The organism is Acinetobacter sp. Ac_5812 (assembly GCF_013072695.1).
In the GTDB taxonomy this organism is placed as follows: domain Bacteria; phylum Pseudomonadota; class Gammaproteobacteria; order Pseudomonadales; family Moraxellaceae; genus Acinetobacter.
Genome location: NZ_LXUK01000012.1, coordinates 546 through 17,407, shown reverse-complemented (window position 1 = coordinate 17,407; position 16,862 = coordinate 546). Strand labels below are relative to the sequence as shown.

Here is a 16,862-nt window from a genome sequence, read left to right as displayed (position 1 = left end):
TCCCTATCTACAAACAAATTTGTTCAATTTTCAATATTTAGCTTTAGATTAGACTTCTTAATTAGTCTAAAGTAAATGCGTGCTCAATCCATTGCTGATCATACTGCAATTTTGAAAAATCTGGTTGTACTGTTTTTGCAATTTTCTGTGGAAAATCAAAACAAATCACATCAAAACGACAATCAAAGTCATCATAATGTGGAGATTTCTGTAAAAAAAATTGTGCTGTCTTAATAATTTTACCTTGCTGAGCAAGTGAAATCACCTCACAGGCTTTCGCATAACTTGTTTTCGATCTGGCTTTGACTTCGACAAAAACGAGTTCCTTATCCCGTTCAACGATTAAGTCAATTTCCCCATAACGTGAATGATAATTCCGCGCTACACATAGATATTGTTTGGACTGTAAAAGAGCAAGTGCTTTCTGTTCAGCCCATTGCCCTAAATCATGTACTTGTTGTGACATACCTGTCCGATCTTATTTTAATGCTTGAATACCCTTTTTCTGCTGTTGATAGCAATAAGGTTGGCGATAGACTTTCCCGTCTTTCACATCAATTGCCCCTGTTCGGCCTTCAAAGGAAAAGTGTCGATCTGGACTATTTAAAAATTGCTGACTAATACTCCATGCATCACCACCAAAGGCCAATAAGCGTTGAAACGCCATATTTTCTGGTTGTTCTTTATATGCAGCGATTAAGTCTGCCCATTGTCCGTTATATAAAGCTGGTGTATCACAAAAACTGAGCCCCATCGGAATGCTCTTGTCTTGTTCAATACTCAAGGCTGTAGCATAAATATTTTTTTCAGGTAATGGACCTAATTGTTCTAACCACTGTTGATCACCCAACAATAACAGTCCTTCTCTACGCGCAAGTTTTTTGGGTAGTTCGTTAACGACATGAATATCAGAGCCAAATTCAGACATGAGTGCCATCATAAATAGTTCTGTTGCAGATTCAGTTCCAGCTTGGCGCAATACCAATAAGTTTTTAGTTTTGTCTTTCTTCAATAATTGAGTTAATGCAACCGCATCATGTTGCTTTGCCAAACTGAATTGCCATACATTGGTGGTCTGGTTATTCACATCATTTAATGCAATTACAGGAATTGCTGGATTCTGTTGCATGACAGTTTCAATTTCAGGTCGTGCCAATGGTCCAACAATCAGTCGAGTCTTACTATTGACCCTTTTCTTAAAAATCGTATCTATGTTGTTTTTTGCTGAATCTACAAAAATGATTTTTTCTTTGCTGCCAGATGCTGTATAAGCGCTCAAGAAACCACGTTTGATGCTCTGACCAGCTCGCGCCATCGTACCAGATTCAGGTAGAATCACCAGTACGTCCGCATAAACTGGACTCACACATGCCGCCAAACATAGTAGCAGCCAATATTTTTTGTAATACATTAGGGAGTTACCTTTTATGAGTGCTCAATTATTTGTTGTAGCAACCCCGATTGGGCACTTAGATGACATGACCTTTCGTGCAATTGATATTTTAAAATCTGTATCGGTAGTTGCCGCAGAAGACACTCGTCAATCTGCTCAATTATTCAAACATTATAATATCTCAACTCCACTCACAGCGTGTCATGATCACAACGAAAGTAACAAAATTGATCAACTTCTCCAAAGAATGTTAAAAGGAGAAAATGTTGCATTAATCAGTGATGCTGGTACGCCCCTGATTAGCGACCCAGGTTTTAAGCTGGTTCGTGCAGCTCAAGAGCATGGGATTAGGGTCATTCCAGTACCGGGTGCTTGTGCAGCAATTGCGGCATTAAGTGCAGTGGGTTTACCGAGTGACCGCTTTAGCTTTGAGGGTTTTTTACCATCGAAAGCATCGCAACGAATCAGCCAGCTTGAAAAGCTCAAGGATGAAACCCAGACCTTGATTTTCTACGAAGCACCTCATCGTATTTTAGACAGCATCAAAAATATGGTGCAAGTTTTTGGTGAAGACCGACCTGTTGGTTTTGCCCGCGAAATTACCAAAACTTTTGAAACCATCAAGAAGATGACTTTACAAGAATTGGTTACTTTTATCGAAAATGATCACAACCAAGAAAAGGGTGAAATTGTGGTCGTGGTCGGTGGAGCATCTGCCGAAAAAGACCTAGAGCAAGATAAACTGGATGCATTGTTAAAACGCTTATTACAGGATTTATCGGTAAAAGCCGCGTCACAATTAGCTGCTGACTTGACCGGTATAAAAAAGAAAGTGGCTTATCAGCGGGCTTTAGAACTCACTCAACAAGATGAATAAAACATAAGGGGAGATTAAACAATCTCCCCTTATCATCTCAATTTGAAATAACAACAATGTGCCTTAGGCCTTAGTCATGATATTAACCTGATCTAGTTTTCTTTCCGCTCTCGCTTGCTTAATCACAACCAAACCAGAAGAAACACCCAAATACGCGATAATAAAGGCCACAAACAAATCAGGAAACATGGTTCCTGTTCCAAACACACCAACAGCTGCGATGATAATGGCAATATTGGCGATTGCATCATTCCGACTACATAACCATACCGAACGCATATTGGCATCGCCATCACGGAAGGCGTAGAGCATCAGCGCAGAAATGACATTGACAGCCAATGCCAGTACACCAATTGCGCCCATCAACATCGGCTCAGGCGTTAGCCCTAACCACAATGACCAAAACACTTTAACAATCACGAAAATACCGAAAGCGGCCATAGTTATCCCTTTGACTAAGGCCGCAGTAGCTCGCCAATATAAGGTCATTGATAACACAGCTAGTGAGATAGCATAGTTTGCTGCATCACCTGCAAAATCCAGCGCATCTGCCCACAGTGATACAGATCGTGCTTGTGATCCCCCAATAATCTCGACAAAGAACATCAGTGCATTGAGCACTAGTGCAATCCACAATGCTTTTCTAAATTTTGGACTAATTTGTTTTGCTGGGGCACATGCTGTATTACATCCACATCCTGCCATGACTTTTCTCACATAATCTTTTATAGTGATTTAAAACCCTAGAGTAACTCCAGAGTCAAGCATGATCAGTTTTAGCATTGGACAATTGGCAAAAAAAGCAGGCGTATCTGTCGACACCATACGTTATTATGAAAAGATTGGATTACTTGAAAAAGCTAAACGAACGGCGGGAAATTATCGTCATTATTCGGAACAGATGCTTTCAGAGCTATTATTTTTGAAGCACTGTCGAGAATTGGGCATCACCTTACAGGATATTCAAAAACTCAAGGGCTTAGCCGAAGATCCAAATCAAACCTGTATGCAGGTCGATCATCTGATTGATCAATATCTCGCAGAAGTTTCACAAAAAATTAGAAATCTAGAACATCTGAAACAAGATCTGAGCCATTTAAAACAACAATGTTCACAGCATCGTACCATTGAACAATGTGGCATTTTAAAAGAGTTACACCAACCGCATGAGTGTGAACATGAATCACATCAGCAGAAGAAAGCATCACAAACGTGATGCCCTTTCTATGTCATAACTGACTTAATCTTGATGTTCATCAGGAGGAACTTCAGTAATGCGCCCACCTCTCGCTAGAAATGCAGCAACTTCATCTTCTAAAGCTTGACGCTGTTTCAGCTTGGCAGTCACTGTTAAGCTCTCTGCTTCAGCAAGATCAGTATCATTCGCACTCGACTCTTCGCTATCTGCACCAGTTTCTGCAGCTTTCGCCTCTTCGTCGTCTACAGCAGAATCTTCTGTGTTGTCGTCGTAATCATTCATTTCCGTCATATTAATCTCCCCACAATGACTAAATTTCTCATCATCGCTATTTGGCCATCAGAACTTGGTGAAATTTAGCAAGCTCTCGTCAATTCGCAAAGTACAATCTTGATTAAATCGTATTTTTTGCGACCAAATTCACTCTGATTTATAAATGATTGTTTAAAAAATATCTACTATTTTTTAACACGCATATTGTGTGTCTTTCAATGTCCCTAATCCATTGGCTTGTTGCATAAAACGATCTTTGAACCAATCGAATTGTTCAACTTGTTTTAAGCCGAAATTTCGCGCCCAAACAAAGGGAAATAGCTCCGAACTTTCCAGCCATCCAATCGCAGACATACTATGCATCATGGCATCATTCTGCCCTTTACGCTGGTGTTCATAACGTAATAAGGTTTGATCATTGGCCCACACACCACGCTTTAAATCGTGCAGTAATACATCACACAGTACTGCGGCATCTAAGCAACCAATATTCACACCCTGTCCAGCCAAAGGGTGAATCACATGCGCAGCATCACCAATCAATGCCAGACCTGATTTAATATAACGCTGAGCAGCACGTGCTTTCAGTGGAAATTGAGCCCGAGAACGGACCTCGACCACGTCTCCTAACATATGCAAACTTTCTTGCGTCAATAATTGCTTAAAATCTTGATCACTTAATGCTGAATACTCATCCGCATAATCATCGGGCAATGTCCAGACTATCGACTGCCAATAGCCATTCTCTTGTGCGTCCAAACTGGCCATAGGTAAATAAGCCAATGGCCCTGTCGGCAAGAATATCTGACGAGCGACATATTGATTGGGTTTAGTGGTTTTAATCGCACAACTGATCGCAGCTTGCTGGTAATCCAAGACATCTAAATCGATATACGCCTGCTCACGTACAAAAGAATTCGCCCCATCTGCACCAATGAGCAACTTCGTTTTTAATGTTGAGCCATCCGCCAATTGAATCGACCAACCTTGAGGAATTTGCTCAATACGAACCACTTTGACTTGAGTACGATAATCGTTGAGCTGCTGCAACATTTTTTGTTGAATCGCAACATTTAAAACACTTGGCTCAACCATTGAACCTAAAGCCTGATCAGGCTGCGGTTGCTGTTCAGATGTATGTCCAAAATTAATTTCACCATAGCCATTTTTATTCCAGACTTGCATGCCTGAATAAGGCATTTGACGTGCTAAATTATCCCAGACATCGACGGTTTTAAGCAGATGTATGGTCGCCTGACTCAGTGCCAATACCCGTGGATTCATCACCGCCAGTGTTTTGTCTTGATCAAGTACAGGTGCAGCATCCAACACCGTCGCTTGTACCCCACCTTGCGAGAGTAACAAAGCCGTTAAACCACCGACTAAACCACCACCAACGATGACGACATCTAACATTTCGCTCATGCTTTTAGCCCCATTGCATAGTTAGCAACCAAAGGCTTAACACCCGGAATCACATCAAATGCGATCAGTCCTGTATTACGTAATAACTTGAGAATTGGATTTTGATTACTAAAACCACGTACCACTGAATCACAGAACTTAATCACCCGTTGCTGATCTTTCAAACGTGATTGTTCATAGGCCAATAAATTTTCAGGCGCACCAATATCATCTGACTTCGCCAGTTGCTCCATCAGGAAACGAACCAACACATCTGCATCACGCAAGCACAGGTTAAAACCTTGTCCTGCCACTGGATGAATGGTATGTGCGGCATTGCCCATCAGCACCACACGCCCAACGGCTTGCTTATCTGCTAACACTTGTGACAATGGATAGCTAAAACGCTTACCTGTTTTTTCAAATTTTCCAGCACGGTCACCATAGGTTTCCTGTAAAGCATCAAGGAAATGTTGATCATTTTCTTCACCTAACCATTCTGCTTCAGTACCTTTTTTCACAGGCCACACCACTGAACGACGGTATTCACCCGGTAATGGTAACAATGCCAATGGTCCCAATGCGCTAAAGCGTTCAAAGCCTACGTGCTGGTGCGGCTTAGAAGTCTGTACAGTAGTCACAATCGCGACTTGGTCATAATCATGCTCATCGACACCCACGCCAATGGCCTGTCGGCAGAAAGAATCACGACCATCTGCCGCAATCACTAATTTGGATTTTAGCGAATGAATATATTCACCATTTCGCATCGCTTCAATTTGGACTTGGTCTGCATCTTGTGTGAGTGAGGTGACTTGCACACCATCAATCAACTCAATCAACGGCTGCTGACGAACCTGAGTCAGCAATACACGACCTAACCATGCATTCTCAATCACCTGTCCAAAGCTTTCTACTTTTTCTTGTTCTGCCACTAAACGTGCCTTACCAAAACTACCCTGCTCGGTAATATGCACTTGCAGAATTGGGGTAGCATGTTGCTGTAAGGCTTCCCATAAACCCAATTTTTGGTAAATCTGTACACTACGACGCGACAATGCGGTATTACGTGCATCAAAACTGGAATGATAAGGGGCAACATTTTCGTCATCGTAATTCGGATATTTCACAGCTTCTAATAGCTTTACTGCGATATTAGATTTTGCCAACATTAAAGCAAGGCTGAGTCCAACCATACCTCCACCAACAATGATGACTTGTTGCTGCATAATATTATTCCTTATTAGTTTTTCATGACTTGATGTTAAGGGTCTATTGATAGTTCATCTATGCGTTGCGTTATAGGCTAAAACAACTTAAACGAGGCATGAAACGTAGGCAATGGCCACTCCCTTGTCAAGTTTCATAACAAAGTTTAAGGAAGTTTTAGCCATAACCCTACGGGACAGGAACATTTTTTGTCGCTACGGCGTTACGGCTTATTTATTTAGAATGACTAAATTGCATAAGCCATGCCTTGTATCACCTAAAAAATGTCCACTGTCGCAAGCATTTGTGAACTATCAATAGACCCTAGCCTATCTTACTCTAACTTAAATCAGGAAGGGAATTTGTACTTTGTTTGGTCTATGTTTTTAAAATATATTCAAAAGTTGTTTTGAGCATCAAACTAGATAATCTGAGTTCGACAATAATATGATACTCGGAAATGTCATCCGCAACTGTTTGAGACAGGACTCCATTAATCAGGTATTGTTTCTGCGACTCATTAAATTAGCTGACAGCAAGCAACGAGTTTTGCGGATGACAATGGTTTTGCCTACTTTTGCAGAAACAAAAGTAGGTCCAGCCGACGGCTTATCCTAAAATTGGATGATTACTCAAGAAGATTCCACAAAGATATTTTTTCAATAAGTTAGAAAAATTTTAAGTTAAACTTAGGGTAAATAAAAAGGCCTATCAATCGATAGACCTTTTTCTCAACCTCAACTTAATTCGCTGCCATCAAGCTCTCAATCTCTTCAACAGTTTTAACTACATTTTTAGTCAAAACCAATGGTCCATTTTCAGTTACGACAATATCGTCTTCGATACGAATGCCGATACCACGCCATCTTGCATCAACCGTTTCATCATCGGGTGCGACATATAAACCAGGTTCAACGGTTACGACCATGCCTACTTCATAAGCACGCCAATCTTCACCACTCTTGTATGCACCGACATCATGTACATCCATACCCAACCAATGGCCTGTACCATGCATAAAGAACTGACGAAATGTTTCGCTTTCAATCAATTCATCGACATCGCCACTCATCAAACCAAGATCAACCAAACCTTGGGTTAAGATTTTTACTGCAACTTGATGCGGATATTTATAATGATTGCCGATACGCGTCGCATCAATTGCAGCGAGCTGAGCGTCTAACACAATATTATACAAAGCCTTTTGTTCAGGGCTAAACTTACCATTGACAGGGAATGTACGCGTAATATCAGACGCATAGAATTCATATTCACATGCTGCATCAATGAGTACTAAATCACCATCTTTTAGTGGCTTGTTGTTTTCAACATAATGCAAAATACAGGCATTTTCACCGCCACCAACGATACTGTTATACGATGGCACGCAACCATTTTTCCCAAAAATATAATTGAGTTCCGCTTCCAGTGCATACTCCATCATCTCAGGTTTAACAGTATGCATAGCACGAGTATGTGCTTCGGCACTGATATTCGAGGCGATCTGCATCAACTCAATTTCTTGTGCTGATTTTTTCAGGCGCATTTCATCAACAATACGATCTAGCTGAATCAACTCAGCTGGTGCAGCACTACCACGACGCTGTTCTGCATCCGCCTTTTGAATCCACTGACTGACACGTGCATCAAACTCAGCTTGCTGACCAATACGATAGTAAAGACGCTGTTTATTTAGAAGTTTTTCGATGATTTCTTCATCTAATAAGTCAATCGCATAAGCTTCATCTGCATCATAAATTTCAATCGCGCCATCAATACCTGCACGATAGCCATGCCAGATTTCCATTTCACGGTCACGTTCCCGGCAGAACAAACTGTAGCTATACTCCTCACCTTCGGCAAAGGTTTCAATAACCGCAACCGCCTCTGGCTCGGCAAATCCAGTGAGATAATAAAAACTACTGTCGGCACGATATTTATAATCAGCATCGCGATTACGATACATTTCTGCTCGTGTCGCAATAATTGCAATGCTATTGCTACCTATTTTTTTAGCGAGAAGATCACGACGTTGTTTAAAATCGGCTTGACTTAATTTCATATAGTCCTTCTGATGAAGATGAATGATTGTAAGTATCGTTATTTATAAGGTGTTAAGGCACCGCCCGAGTTAACTCGGACGATGTGGGGTAAACATTTCGACTACAGTTTGTGGGTCAACCGCATCGTCCTGATTTCTGCTTTTGGCATGAAAGTTTTGCAATAATGAACTTTCAGCTACAGGAATCTTTGTACGGCCAATCGACAAGCTCACAGGAATTAAACGTACAAACTCATACAGTTCCTGATAGCTTTCTTCACCCTCTTCATCATTATCCGAATCTTCAAACTCGACGGCTGCAACATCTTGTAAATGCTCAATCAACTCTTGCTCTTCTGCACGAATATGACCAGAAGCCAAACCAAAACCGAGTACCACGCCTGCACACCAATCCGCCAATGCTTGAACACGATCAGCGAGCAAATGGTTGTCATCTGGGAGCATCGGTAAATAATCTAATTCATCATCCGATAAAGCATGTGCCACATCTTCTGCTTCATCGGTTAAACTTTGCAATGCTTCTGGCTGTAAAGCAGGCACATTCAGGGTGTTTAAGATTTGTGACCATTCATCTTCAGTCGGCGCTTGTGTCACACAAACTATACCAGTTAGTAAACCGTGTAACTCACTTGGGCTTGAAATTTCTTCAATCCCATCAAAATGAGCATTCCATTCTGTCCAACCTGAAATATCGTCTTGCATTCGTTTATCCAACCTCTATACTGCTGTATATATTACCTTTGATTGCAACTCTGTGCGACCTTCGTTATGTTAGAACAATTACAGCGTCTACAAGCGCATATTGGTGTTTTAAAAACACGCTTACATCACTTAGAGCGAGAAAATACTTCGCTCACCGAAGCTAAGCAATTAGCTGAAACGGACCAACATGCACAAATTGTGCAGAAAAATAGCATCATCACGCAAAAGCAGGAAGAAGTTGATAACTTAACTGAACAACTGACTCAGTTACAAGATCAATTTAAACAACTGAATCAAGATGCAACAACTTTAGCGGAACGTTATAGCCGCTTAGAGAAAAGCACCACTGATTTGAAAAATCGCTTCCAAGAAATCTTGGCTGAGCGTAATGACCTACGTGTCAATAAAGAAAAATTACAAGCACAACAACGCCATAGTCAGCAAGAGATTCAAGATTTACAACAGGATCGTGATCGCTTATTACAAAAAAATGAGCTAGCAAAATCTAAAGTCGAAGCTATTATTCAGCGCCTTTCAATTTTAGGCACAGCACAGGATCAGCACGCACAAGAAATTCAGCAGCTTGCACACCCAAATGCTGAAACCCAAGAGGAGATCTGATCATGAGTGAACCAATCGTTGTCGAACTTCGCTTAATTGAACAGACTTTCCGTCTTAATACGACAGAAGAAAAACGTGAAGAGTTAGAGCGTGCCGCAGAGCTACTTAATCAAAAATTCCATGACATGCGTCGTAGTGCCCCACGAGTTGAACATAATAAGCTTGTGATTATGGTTGCGTTACAAATGGCACAAGAAGTGTTTAGCTTAAATAAATCTTTGCAACAGTACGCCCATTGTGAACGGCTTTTAGAAACTATTCTAGAAGATGTTGAACAAAGTATCTGAATGAAAAAAGCCTGAAATACAAATTTCAGGCTTTTTTATTAAACAAGCTTTGACACAAAAATAATTTCTCCTTTTTATCTTACTCCAATTGTAATTTTTATCACTTCTCTGTCTTTTGACCTCAATTAAAGTACTAGCATAAAGTCAATTCATATATTTATTTTTTAAATATTATTCAGAAAAAAATGAATAATCTGCCTCTTTTCATGCATGAAAGACCTAAACATAAGCTTACATATTGTTAAGCTATACTTACAAATAATATTAGTGGAGTCCTTGCAACATCGTCAGAGTTCACTATAATGCAATCCATCTCTGGAGTACTCGCCAGCCGGTCTGATTCCCCTGAGCCGTGATATCCTTCTTAATCGGAAAGCGTTTCTGAATATTTAGCGTGTATGCCTACCCTGAGTAGGAAACCCAGACAATATACAGCGCTCTCCACCTTGAACCTTAGTGTTCAAGGGTAAAGACATGCAGCGGTACTTCTGGAGATTATTTTCTTGATTAAAAAATCGATTTATTTATTATATTTTTCAATTCATTCACTTCTATTTAACATCTTAACTGTAAACTTAAACTTACAAATCTCTCTATTTTCTCCCCTTGCGACAGTCCCTAATTTCACTATAATTAGAAACATCTCTGAGGTGTACGCCAGCCGGTCTGATTCCCCTGAGCCGTGATATCCTTCTTAATCGGAAAGCGTTTCTGAATATTTAGCGTGTATGCCTACCCTGAGTAGGAAACCCAGATAATATACAGCGCTCTCCACCTTGAACCTTAGTGTTCAAGGGTAAAGACATGCAGCGGCATTTTGGAGACCCATATTTTATTTCAAATAACGATTTATCCTGTTTTTAGATTTTATAATCTTATTAAACTTAATTTTCTAATTGTTAGTAAAACATACAAATCACAATATTTAACTCTTGTGGTCGTTGTTGATTTAACTATAATAGGAAACATCTCTAGGGTGTTCGCCAGTACGTCTATTCCCCTGCCGATACTTAAATTTATGGATGTGTTCTGTGTATTTTGAGTGTATGCCTGCCTCGAGTAGGAAACCCATTAAGTATGCGTCACCTCCACCTTGAACTCATCGGGTTCAGGGTAACGACCATGCAGCGGCACTTCTGGAGTATTTATTTTTAAAACAAATAATAATTAAATTAAATCGTTATAAAAAAATCCAATTTGATTTTCTACTGTTTAAAGCAGACTCCTTTTAAACCTCTCTAGTAACAAACCCAACACCATTCCCCCTAATTTTCACCCATTAAGAATATTTATACGTCCTCTACAAGTAATTTTATCTACATAAAAACCACCCGAAGGTGGCTTAAGCTGAATGGTTTAAACTAAACTACTCATCTTTCAAAGCACATTCATAATTGCTTGGGTCTTGTGAGCAGCGTACCTGTTTCAACAACTTCATCATATCTTTGTCGTAAAAACCTTCTTTGGTCATTTGAATCCGCGCTTCACGCATCAATCGAACATAACCAGGTTTGTCGCTTTCATTCAATTTCAACCAAAATTTATCAGGAATTTTTGCTTCAATCTTATCGACAAATTCAAATGCAGGATTTAACTGCTTAGAAATGACTTCACGTGCAATCGATCCCATGCCTGCTGGAAACTTATTACGGTGCATAATCAGCGTCCCTGTCACCTGAATCACAGGAAATTTAATAATTCCACCAACGGCCTTACCTGCTTTATCAGTCATACCCTTTTGTAACTCAAGCGGCTCAAATAAAATGGCTGGTCCCGCCATGATATCAACTTCTTTATTATTAAATTTACCACCTACTGTCACCAAATCAACAGAGACCGGTTGTGCCCCCACATTTTGTACCAATTTTTTTTGAGTTTCATCAAATTGGAAAACGGCAACTTTCTTACCTGCGGCTTTAGCTAAAGTATTAATATTACGATCAGTCACCATGATATAGGCTGCACCTAACGGCACAATTCCAACCACTTCATAATCATTATTTGTCATCTTTTCATCAAATTTTGGATTAGCCAAAACCTGAATCACTGAACTGAGCTGCTTATAGGTTTGTAATGCACCAATCGCATCGACACTGCCCACAAACTTATTAAACTGTTTTGCGCGTAGGTTACTAATTCCAGCCCCATCACAACGTTTACTACGGAAATCTTCAGTTAATACAGCTTCATTGGTATAGACCTTGAGATTGACCACAGTCGATGCTTGCTTTTTCAATTTTGGGTAATCAAAGTCTAATTTGAATTGTAAATGTGAAGGACGTGTCACGTTCATATTCACACCAAACTGTTTGGCTACACGGACAATACTTGGAATTTCTGTGATGTAACTAGTTGCTTGCTCAAATGCTTCACTATGCTCACCATTCGGAGAAAACACGCATAAAGTGACTTGTTTAGGAATCTGTTGCCAAGTTTTGGGATCGTTTAATAATTGCTTAACTTTATTTTGTGAATGCGGAGAAAGCGTTAAGTCTAGTTTCCCTTCGGGTGCAGCATAACTTGGACTTATCACCCCAAATGATGATGCCAAGATACATGACACAGCGAAAGGCCTCAAAAATGTCGTGAATTTATTATTTTGCATCGCCTGTTCCATCCTTAGCTATTTCCCAATAGTTTTATTCAAATTAAGGATAAAACATACAAATAGAATTGACTGCTTTTCTTTGGATGGTGTCAATTGAGTCAAAATACAAAAAAATACTCGTTATATGAGAATAAACATCCAAATCACAGAATTACACAAAAAAATAAGCCATTGAATAGCAAAGTTTTATGACCAACTTGTTCGACTCAGATGCTATTCTTCTCGGCTTAAATAAACGACCAAACTACATTTTCATCTTGTCGCTTTAATAAAAAATTGGTCTGTTGATCATCTTCGACCACAATATGTTGATTCGAGATCATCTTTACTTTTAATAATGTGTCATTTTCATAAACTAAATCATTTTTGCCTTCTTTGGTGAGGACAAGTATCTGATCAAGTACAATAAGTTCTTTAGAATCCAACATTGTTTTTCCCTCTATAAAACTGCTTTAAAAAATTTGAATATTTTTATCAAGCCAAGAAGTGAAACCACTCTCGTTACTTACCCCACAAATATTCAATCTAATTATTTAAATACATGAAATTGACATCTGAAAATGTTATTTCATGCGGCGCATATTAGATCACTTTTTAAACAAACCGAAAATAAATTGTCAGACAGTTCACGAAAATTATTTTTTATGCAAAATAAAACCTGAAAATTAAAAATAACATAAAATCAATAGATTAAAAACAATAAAAAAGATTTAAAAATAGACAAATATTAATACCACTAATAGCAAAGTACTGAACACCACTCAAATTAAGGAGAAATTTTTACCATCAGGTATGATTCGGGAATAAAAAAGGCCACCCTTAAGCAGCCATTTCTTATTGAATAAATTTACCAGCTTATATTTACACGTCGATTTGGAGCTAAGCAGCCTACAAGTTGGCTATTTGCCTTATGTCCAGCACATTGCTGGTATAGATCCGTTTGGCTATTGGCTTGAATTTGAATGCGATTCGCATCAACACCTTCATTGACCAACAGCTTAGCAACGGTATTGGCACGTTGTGCTGATAACTGATGGTTATAGGCAAATTTACCCAAAGGGTCTGCAAAGCCAGCAACAATTACAGGACTATTCGCTGGCGCTTGTTTGATCCGTTGTGCAATTGCCGCCACTAAACTAGGCCCCTGTTCAATTGCATTGGCATTTGAACGATCAAATGCAAAAAATACACTTGATGAACGTAGACTATTTAAATTGGTATCTGCTGGAACTTGATTATTAGCTCCCCAAGCCATTAAACCTTCACAGGCCTCGCCTTTCCACGACAAGCGTTCTGATAATGCTTGCTTGTCAAAGTCTACACGCAACTGACAACGTAAATAATCTTGGCTATTCGGCTGACGAACATCTAATACATAGTTCCAAGTTTTAACAAAGAACAGACCTTCACTAAATTGAGGGTTTCCCAATACATGTCGGATTTGGTCTTTGGTTAAACCTGTTCCTAAACGAGCAACATTATCGTATTCATAACGTTGTACTTGCTTGAGATAGCTCTTTTCAACTACTGGAAATTTGATTTCCTCTTGTTGAACAACAACTTCATCATCTGCTGCAAATGTCGCCATTGCAAAAGAAGATGTGATCCCGATAACCAATGCTTTTATCATATTTTTCATATTTTAACTCTCTTTATCTATTGGAGATGAGGAGAGCCTAAGGGCTCTCCTACATAACGAGTCCCTTAGTCAATTACGCCACTGATACCGATACGTACACTTGGATCACCTTGTGATGCAGCAGCTACACCGCCCGTGATTGACCAACGACCATTATCCGCAGTCTTACGTAAGGTTACACCGACTGCATTTTCACCACCATGATAAGAAGCACCTGCTGCATAAGTATATTTACCAGCCACATATGGCGCTGCTTCCAATGCCATTGCCGCTGCAATACCTGCATTGGCTTTTTTCTCTACATCTTCAATACGTTGATTGGTTGAGTAGAATGCTTGCTCAAGTTTGTTATCAAGGTTATCAATTCGACTACCCAATGCTTGATCGGCTTTGTTTAAAGCATCAACCGCCCCGCCAACATTGTTGTAATCTTTACCTCCAACATTGTAAGTTGGATTGGTGAAGCTATTGGTAATGTTGTCATAACCAGCTCCACCTCCCAAGAATTCTACAACTTTCTTGTTTGTTGCATTCAATTGAGAACCATTGATCGCATCTTTAGATGTTGCATTGATAGCGCCATCTTTAACACCTGTTACAACACGGTCACCATCTTTACCAGCCATATTCACGCTTGTCCCACCAGTGTCCTTACCAACCGTAATTTCACCATTTGCAGTTTGCTGCTGAACCAGACCAGACTTACCGTTGTTGATGTTACTAATGTTGTTATTAATGTTCTGAATATCAGTTGAGTTTTGATCAACTTGCTTCTGAACATTCCACAATTGACCACCATTCACTGCATCTTTAGAACCTTGTGCAACAGTACCATCTTTCACATTGGTAATCGTGGTGCCATCTGCTCCTCCACCCAATGTAATCTTGCCTTTAGTAGCATCATCATATTTCACTGCATTACTGGCAAGCTCATTCACATTGTTATTTACATTGCTAATTGCGCTATCCAATTGGCCTTTGTTTACTGCATCAGTTGCATTGACACCAGCCTTAACATTAATTATCTGTTGCTTACCAGCATCAATACCTTTGTTCGTTATACTTGGTCCATCCTTAATCGTTAATCCTGTGTTGCTTAATACAACCTCATTATTACCAATTGTGATTCCAGCATTGTTGAGCACGGTATTACCAGCTTTCACAGAATCAACTGTTAAGTCTTTTGCTGTTGCAACCTCATAGTTATCAGAACCATCGGTATTCTTGGTCTTTTTCACAACAATATTTTGACCATCAGAAACTGTAGTTTTCGATGTTGTTGCGGCAGAGCCAATTGCTTTATCAAGCGCTGTTAAAGCATCGCCAACATTGGTTTGTTTGCCTTGAGCAACATTATAAGTAGGACCTGTGATCGCACCATTTGCCTCAACTTTAGCACCGCCGCCCAAACTACTAACCAATGTATTTTGAGTGTTTACAACCTGATTACCAACAGCCTTCAACTGAGCAACGTTCACTGCATCAGCATCGGCGCTACCTGCTGCAACACCCGTAATTTGACGATAGATACCACCCGTCTCATCACCTACTGCAACTGCACCTGTGGTTGATGTTGTCTTATCAATAGCTTTCTTATCTGCACTTGTGATAGCAGATAACGTATACCCTGCAACTCCTGCGCCTGTCGTTGCCGCTGAGCCATTACCCAACACCACTGAGCCAGCTACTGTTTTGGTCACATTGTTACCAAGTACAAACGTATCATCTGTAAGCACTTGGTTATTGTTACCCACAGAATAACTGTTCGCACCATCCACAATTGTTGGATCACCAATCGCACCAGAGTGATCACCTTTCACTTTGTTGCCAGTACCAATACTGATTGATTGCAATCCAGATGCCTCGGCACCTTGACCAATTGCAATTGACTCTTTTCCTCCAGCTTTACTGTTGTGGCCTAAAGCAACTGCACTATCTGCGCCAGTAGAAACAATTGCATTTACACCAATTGCAGTAGAGTTGATACCACCTGCACTTGAGTCATTGGTTGCACCCAAATCACCTTTAGAAGTATCGGCATTGGTATGGAAGAATTTAATACCATCGGTATTCATCTTCTGAACCGTTTGACCAATCGTCAGACGATCTGTCGTTTCTTGACCTTGTTTATCGTAGGTTAAGAACAATGAGTCTTGGTTCTTATTATCAGGGTTCTTATTTACAACTTGGTCAATAATATTGACTTTGTTGCCATTCCCATCAACAACCTCTGTGATGTTGCTCGTGATTGCGCTCTTCAATTGCTCTTCAGTCGCTGCTCTACCCTTGGTTGCAAAATCACCAGCTTTGATGTCTTTATTGCTCAAGCCTTCAATGGTATTGCTAGTCTTATCCACAACGACACTACCGACAGTCACTTTATCGAAGTTGACCTCTTTCGCAGTCCTCACTTCGTAATTGGTATGACCATCTTTCGCATCAATTGTTGAAGTCACTTCAACATTGTCACCCGCTGTCACTGTGGTTTTCGCTGCTTTTGAAGCTGCATTCACATTGCTGATTGCACCATCAATCGTGTTCGAACCGGTACCACCAATGTCATTGGTAGTGATCGCTCCTGTGTTGGCA

16 protein-coding genes and 3 other RNA genes are annotated in these 16,862 nt (G+C 40.0%); 7 read left to right on the top strand and 12 right to left on the bottom strand.

Annotated features, from left to right (window positions below; all coding sequences use genetic code 11):
- Positions 1-61: 61 nt before the first annotated feature.
- Positions 62-466, bottom strand: coding sequence for a YraN family protein (locus A7P55_RS09245; protein ID WP_171551877.1), 405 nt, complete (start codon positions 464-466; stop codon positions 62-64).
- A gap of 12 nt (positions 467-478) precedes the next feature.
- A complete protein-coding gene (locus tag A7P55_RS09240) occupies positions 479-1,411 on the bottom strand; it encodes a penicillin-binding protein activator (protein WP_171551876.1) in 933 nt (310 codons plus the stop codon).
- A gap of 16 nt (positions 1,412-1,427) precedes the next feature.
- Between A7P55_RS09240 and rsmI the strand changes: the two genes are divergently transcribed.
- Complete coding sequence (gene rsmI / locus A7P55_RS09235; RefSeq protein WP_171551875.1) at positions 1,428-2,270, top strand: 16S rRNA (cytidine(1402)-2'-O)-methyltransferase; 843 nt, start codon at positions 1,428-1,430, stop codon at positions 2,268-2,270.
- 63 nt (positions 2,271-2,333) lie between these two features.
- On the opposite strand, the gene A7P55_RS09230 is transcribed toward rsmI, so the two are convergent.
- Positions 2,334-2,975 carry a cation transporter gene (locus A7P55_RS09230; RefSeq protein WP_171551874.1) on the bottom strand — a complete coding sequence of 214 codons (642 nt, stop codon included), beginning with the start codon at positions 2,973-2,975 and terminating at the stop codon, positions 2,334-2,336.
- Between the two features lie 61 nt (positions 2,976-3,036).
- On the opposite strand from A7P55_RS09230, the gene A7P55_RS09225 reads away from it, so the two are divergent.
- On the top strand, positions 3,037-3,486 hold the full coding sequence (locus A7P55_RS09225; RefSeq protein WP_171551873.1) for a MerR family transcriptional regulator: 450 nt from the start codon (positions 3,037-3,039) through the stop codon (positions 3,484-3,486).
- Positions 3,487-3,510: 24 nt separating this feature from the next.
- On the opposite strand, the gene A7P55_RS09220 is transcribed toward A7P55_RS09225, so the two are convergent.
- The 5 genes from A7P55_RS09220 to A7P55_RS09200 form a co-directional block, all read right to left on the bottom strand.
- Positions 3,511-3,759: a hypothetical protein gene (locus tag A7P55_RS09220; RefSeq protein WP_005295870.1), complete on the bottom strand. Its 249-nt coding sequence runs from the start codon at positions 3,757-3,759 to the stop codon at positions 3,511-3,513.
- 174 nt (positions 3,760-3,933) lie between these two features.
- Positions 3,934-5,166 (bottom strand): FAD-dependent monooxygenase, encoded by a 1,233-nt coding sequence (locus tag A7P55_RS09215; RefSeq protein WP_171551872.1) that lies wholly within the window; start codon positions 5,164-5,166, stop codon positions 3,934-3,936.
- Positions 5,163-6,374: a 2-octaprenyl-6-methoxyphenyl hydroxylase gene (ubiH, locus tag A7P55_RS09210; protein WP_171551871.1), complete on the bottom strand. Its 1,212-nt coding sequence runs from the start codon at positions 6,372-6,374 to the stop codon at positions 5,163-5,165. Before ubiH ends, A7P55_RS09215 begins: the two co-directional genes overlap by 4 nt.
- Before the next feature lie 722 nt (positions 6,375-7,096).
- Positions 7,097-8,416 carry a Xaa-Pro aminopeptidase gene (gene pepP / locus A7P55_RS09205; RefSeq protein WP_171551870.1) on the bottom strand — a complete coding sequence of 440 codons (1,320 nt, stop codon included), beginning with the start codon at positions 8,414-8,416 and terminating at the stop codon, positions 7,097-7,099.
- A gap of 69 nt (positions 8,417-8,485) precedes the next feature.
- Positions 8,486-9,118, bottom strand: a complete 633-nt coding sequence (locus A7P55_RS09200) for a UPF0149 family protein (RefSeq protein WP_171551869.1) — start codon at positions 9,116-9,118, stop codon at positions 8,486-8,488.
- Between the two features lie 66 nt (positions 9,119-9,184).
- Here A7P55_RS09200 and A7P55_RS09195 point away from each other — a divergent pair, with 66 nt between their 5' ends.
- The 5 genes from A7P55_RS09195 to ssrS (A7P55_RS09175) all read left to right on the top strand — a co-directional run bounded on the left by A7P55_RS09195 (position 9,185) and on the right by ssrS (A7P55_RS09175) (position 11,173).
- A complete protein-coding gene (locus tag A7P55_RS09195; protein WP_004808598.1) occupies positions 9,185-9,739 on the top strand; it encodes a hypothetical protein in 555 nt (184 codons plus the stop codon).
- A 2-nt stretch (positions 9,740-9,741) separates the two neighbouring features.
- A complete protein-coding gene (locus A7P55_RS09190) occupies positions 9,742-10,026 on the top strand; it encodes a cell division protein ZapA (protein WP_016163025.1) in 285 nt (94 codons plus the stop codon).
- A gap of 309 nt (positions 10,027-10,335) precedes the next feature.
- Positions 10,336-10,525: non-coding RNA, 6S RNA (gene ssrS / locus A7P55_RS09185), on the top strand.
- Positions 10,526-10,665: 140 nt separating this feature from the next.
- A non-coding RNA gene (gene ssrS / locus A7P55_RS09180) (6S RNA) lies at positions 10,666-10,854 on the top strand.
- 137 nt (positions 10,855-10,991) lie between these two features.
- Positions 10,992-11,173, top strand: a non-coding RNA gene (gene ssrS / locus A7P55_RS09175) — 6S RNA.
- Positions 11,174-11,392: 219 nt separating this feature from the next.
- On the opposite strand, the gene A7P55_RS09170 is transcribed toward ssrS (A7P55_RS09175), so the two are convergent.
- The 4 genes from A7P55_RS09170 to A7P55_RS09155 all read right to left on the bottom strand — a co-directional run.
- Positions 11,393-12,631 (bottom strand): putative solute-binding protein, encoded by a 1,239-nt coding sequence (locus A7P55_RS09170; RefSeq protein ID WP_171551868.1) that lies wholly within the window; start codon positions 12,629-12,631, stop codon positions 11,393-11,395.
- 230 nt (positions 12,632-12,861) lie between these two features.
- Positions 12,862-13,062 (bottom strand): hypothetical protein, encoded by a 201-nt coding sequence (locus A7P55_RS09165; RefSeq protein ID WP_171551867.1) that lies wholly within the window; start codon positions 13,060-13,062, stop codon positions 12,862-12,864.
- Between the two features lie 419 nt (positions 13,063-13,481).
- Positions 13,482-14,273 carry an OmpA family protein gene (locus A7P55_RS09160; protein WP_171551866.1) on the bottom strand — a complete coding sequence of 264 codons (792 nt, stop codon included), beginning with the start codon at positions 14,271-14,273 and terminating at the stop codon, positions 13,482-13,484.
- A 65-nt stretch (positions 14,274-14,338) separates the two neighbouring features.
- Positions 14,339-16,862 (bottom strand): YadA-like family protein (locus A7P55_RS09155; RefSeq protein WP_252727846.1); only part of this gene is annotated, 2,524 nt, incomplete at its 5' end.

Excerpts from the sequence above, each read along its gene's own strand:
- A7P55_RS09245 (WP_171551877.1), bottom strand. The coding sequence starts at position 466 with ATGTCACAACAAGTACATGATTTAGGGCAATGGGCTGAACAGAAAGCA.
- A7P55_RS09240 (WP_171551876.1), bottom strand. The coding sequence starts at position 1,411 with ATGTATTACAAAAAATATTGGCTGCTACTATGTTTGGCGGCATGTGTG.
- rsmI (WP_171551875.1), top strand. The coding sequence starts at position 1,428 with ATGAGTGCTCAATTATTTGTTGTAGCAACCCCGATTGGGCACTTAGAT.
- A7P55_RS09230 (WP_171551874.1), bottom strand. The coding sequence starts at position 2,975 with ATGGCAGGATGTGGATGTAATACAGCATGTGCCCCAGCAAAACAAATT.
- A7P55_RS09225 (WP_171551873.1), top strand. The coding sequence starts at position 3,037 with ATGATCAGTTTTAGCATTGGACAATTGGCAAAAAAAGCAGGCGTATCT.
- A7P55_RS09220 (WP_005295870.1), bottom strand. The coding sequence starts at position 3,759 with ATGACGGAAATGAATGATTACGACGACAACACAGAAGATTCTGCTGTA.
- A7P55_RS09215 (WP_171551872.1), bottom strand. The coding sequence starts at position 5,166 with ATGAGCGAAATGTTAGATGTCGTCATCGTTGGTGGTGGTTTAGTCGGT.
- ubiH (WP_171551871.1), bottom strand. The coding sequence starts at position 6,374 with ATGCAGCAACAAGTCATCATTGTTGGTGGAGGTATGGTTGGACTCAGC.
- pepP (WP_171551870.1), bottom strand. The coding sequence starts at position 8,416 with ATGAAATTAAGTCAAGCCGATTTTAAACAACGTCGTGATCTTCTCGCT.
- A7P55_RS09200 (WP_171551869.1), bottom strand. The coding sequence starts at position 9,118 with ATGCAAGACGATATTTCAGGTTGGACAGAATGGAATGCTCATTTTGAT.
- A7P55_RS09195 (WP_004808598.1), top strand. The coding sequence starts at position 9,185 with ATGTTAGAACAATTACAGCGTCTACAAGCGCATATTGGTGTTTTAAAA.
- A7P55_RS09190 (WP_016163025.1), top strand. The coding sequence starts at position 9,742 with ATGAGTGAACCAATCGTTGTCGAACTTCGCTTAATTGAACAGACTTTC.
- A7P55_RS09170 (WP_171551868.1), bottom strand. The coding sequence starts at position 12,631 with ATGCAAAATAATAAATTCACGACATTTTTGAGGCCTTTCGCTGTGTCA.
- A7P55_RS09165 (WP_171551867.1), bottom strand. The coding sequence starts at position 13,062 with ATGTTGGATTCTAAAGAACTTATTGTACTTGATCAGATACTTGTCCTC.
- A7P55_RS09160 (WP_171551866.1), bottom strand. The coding sequence starts at position 14,273 with ATGAAAAATATGATAAAAGCATTGGTTATCGGGATCACATCTTCTTTT.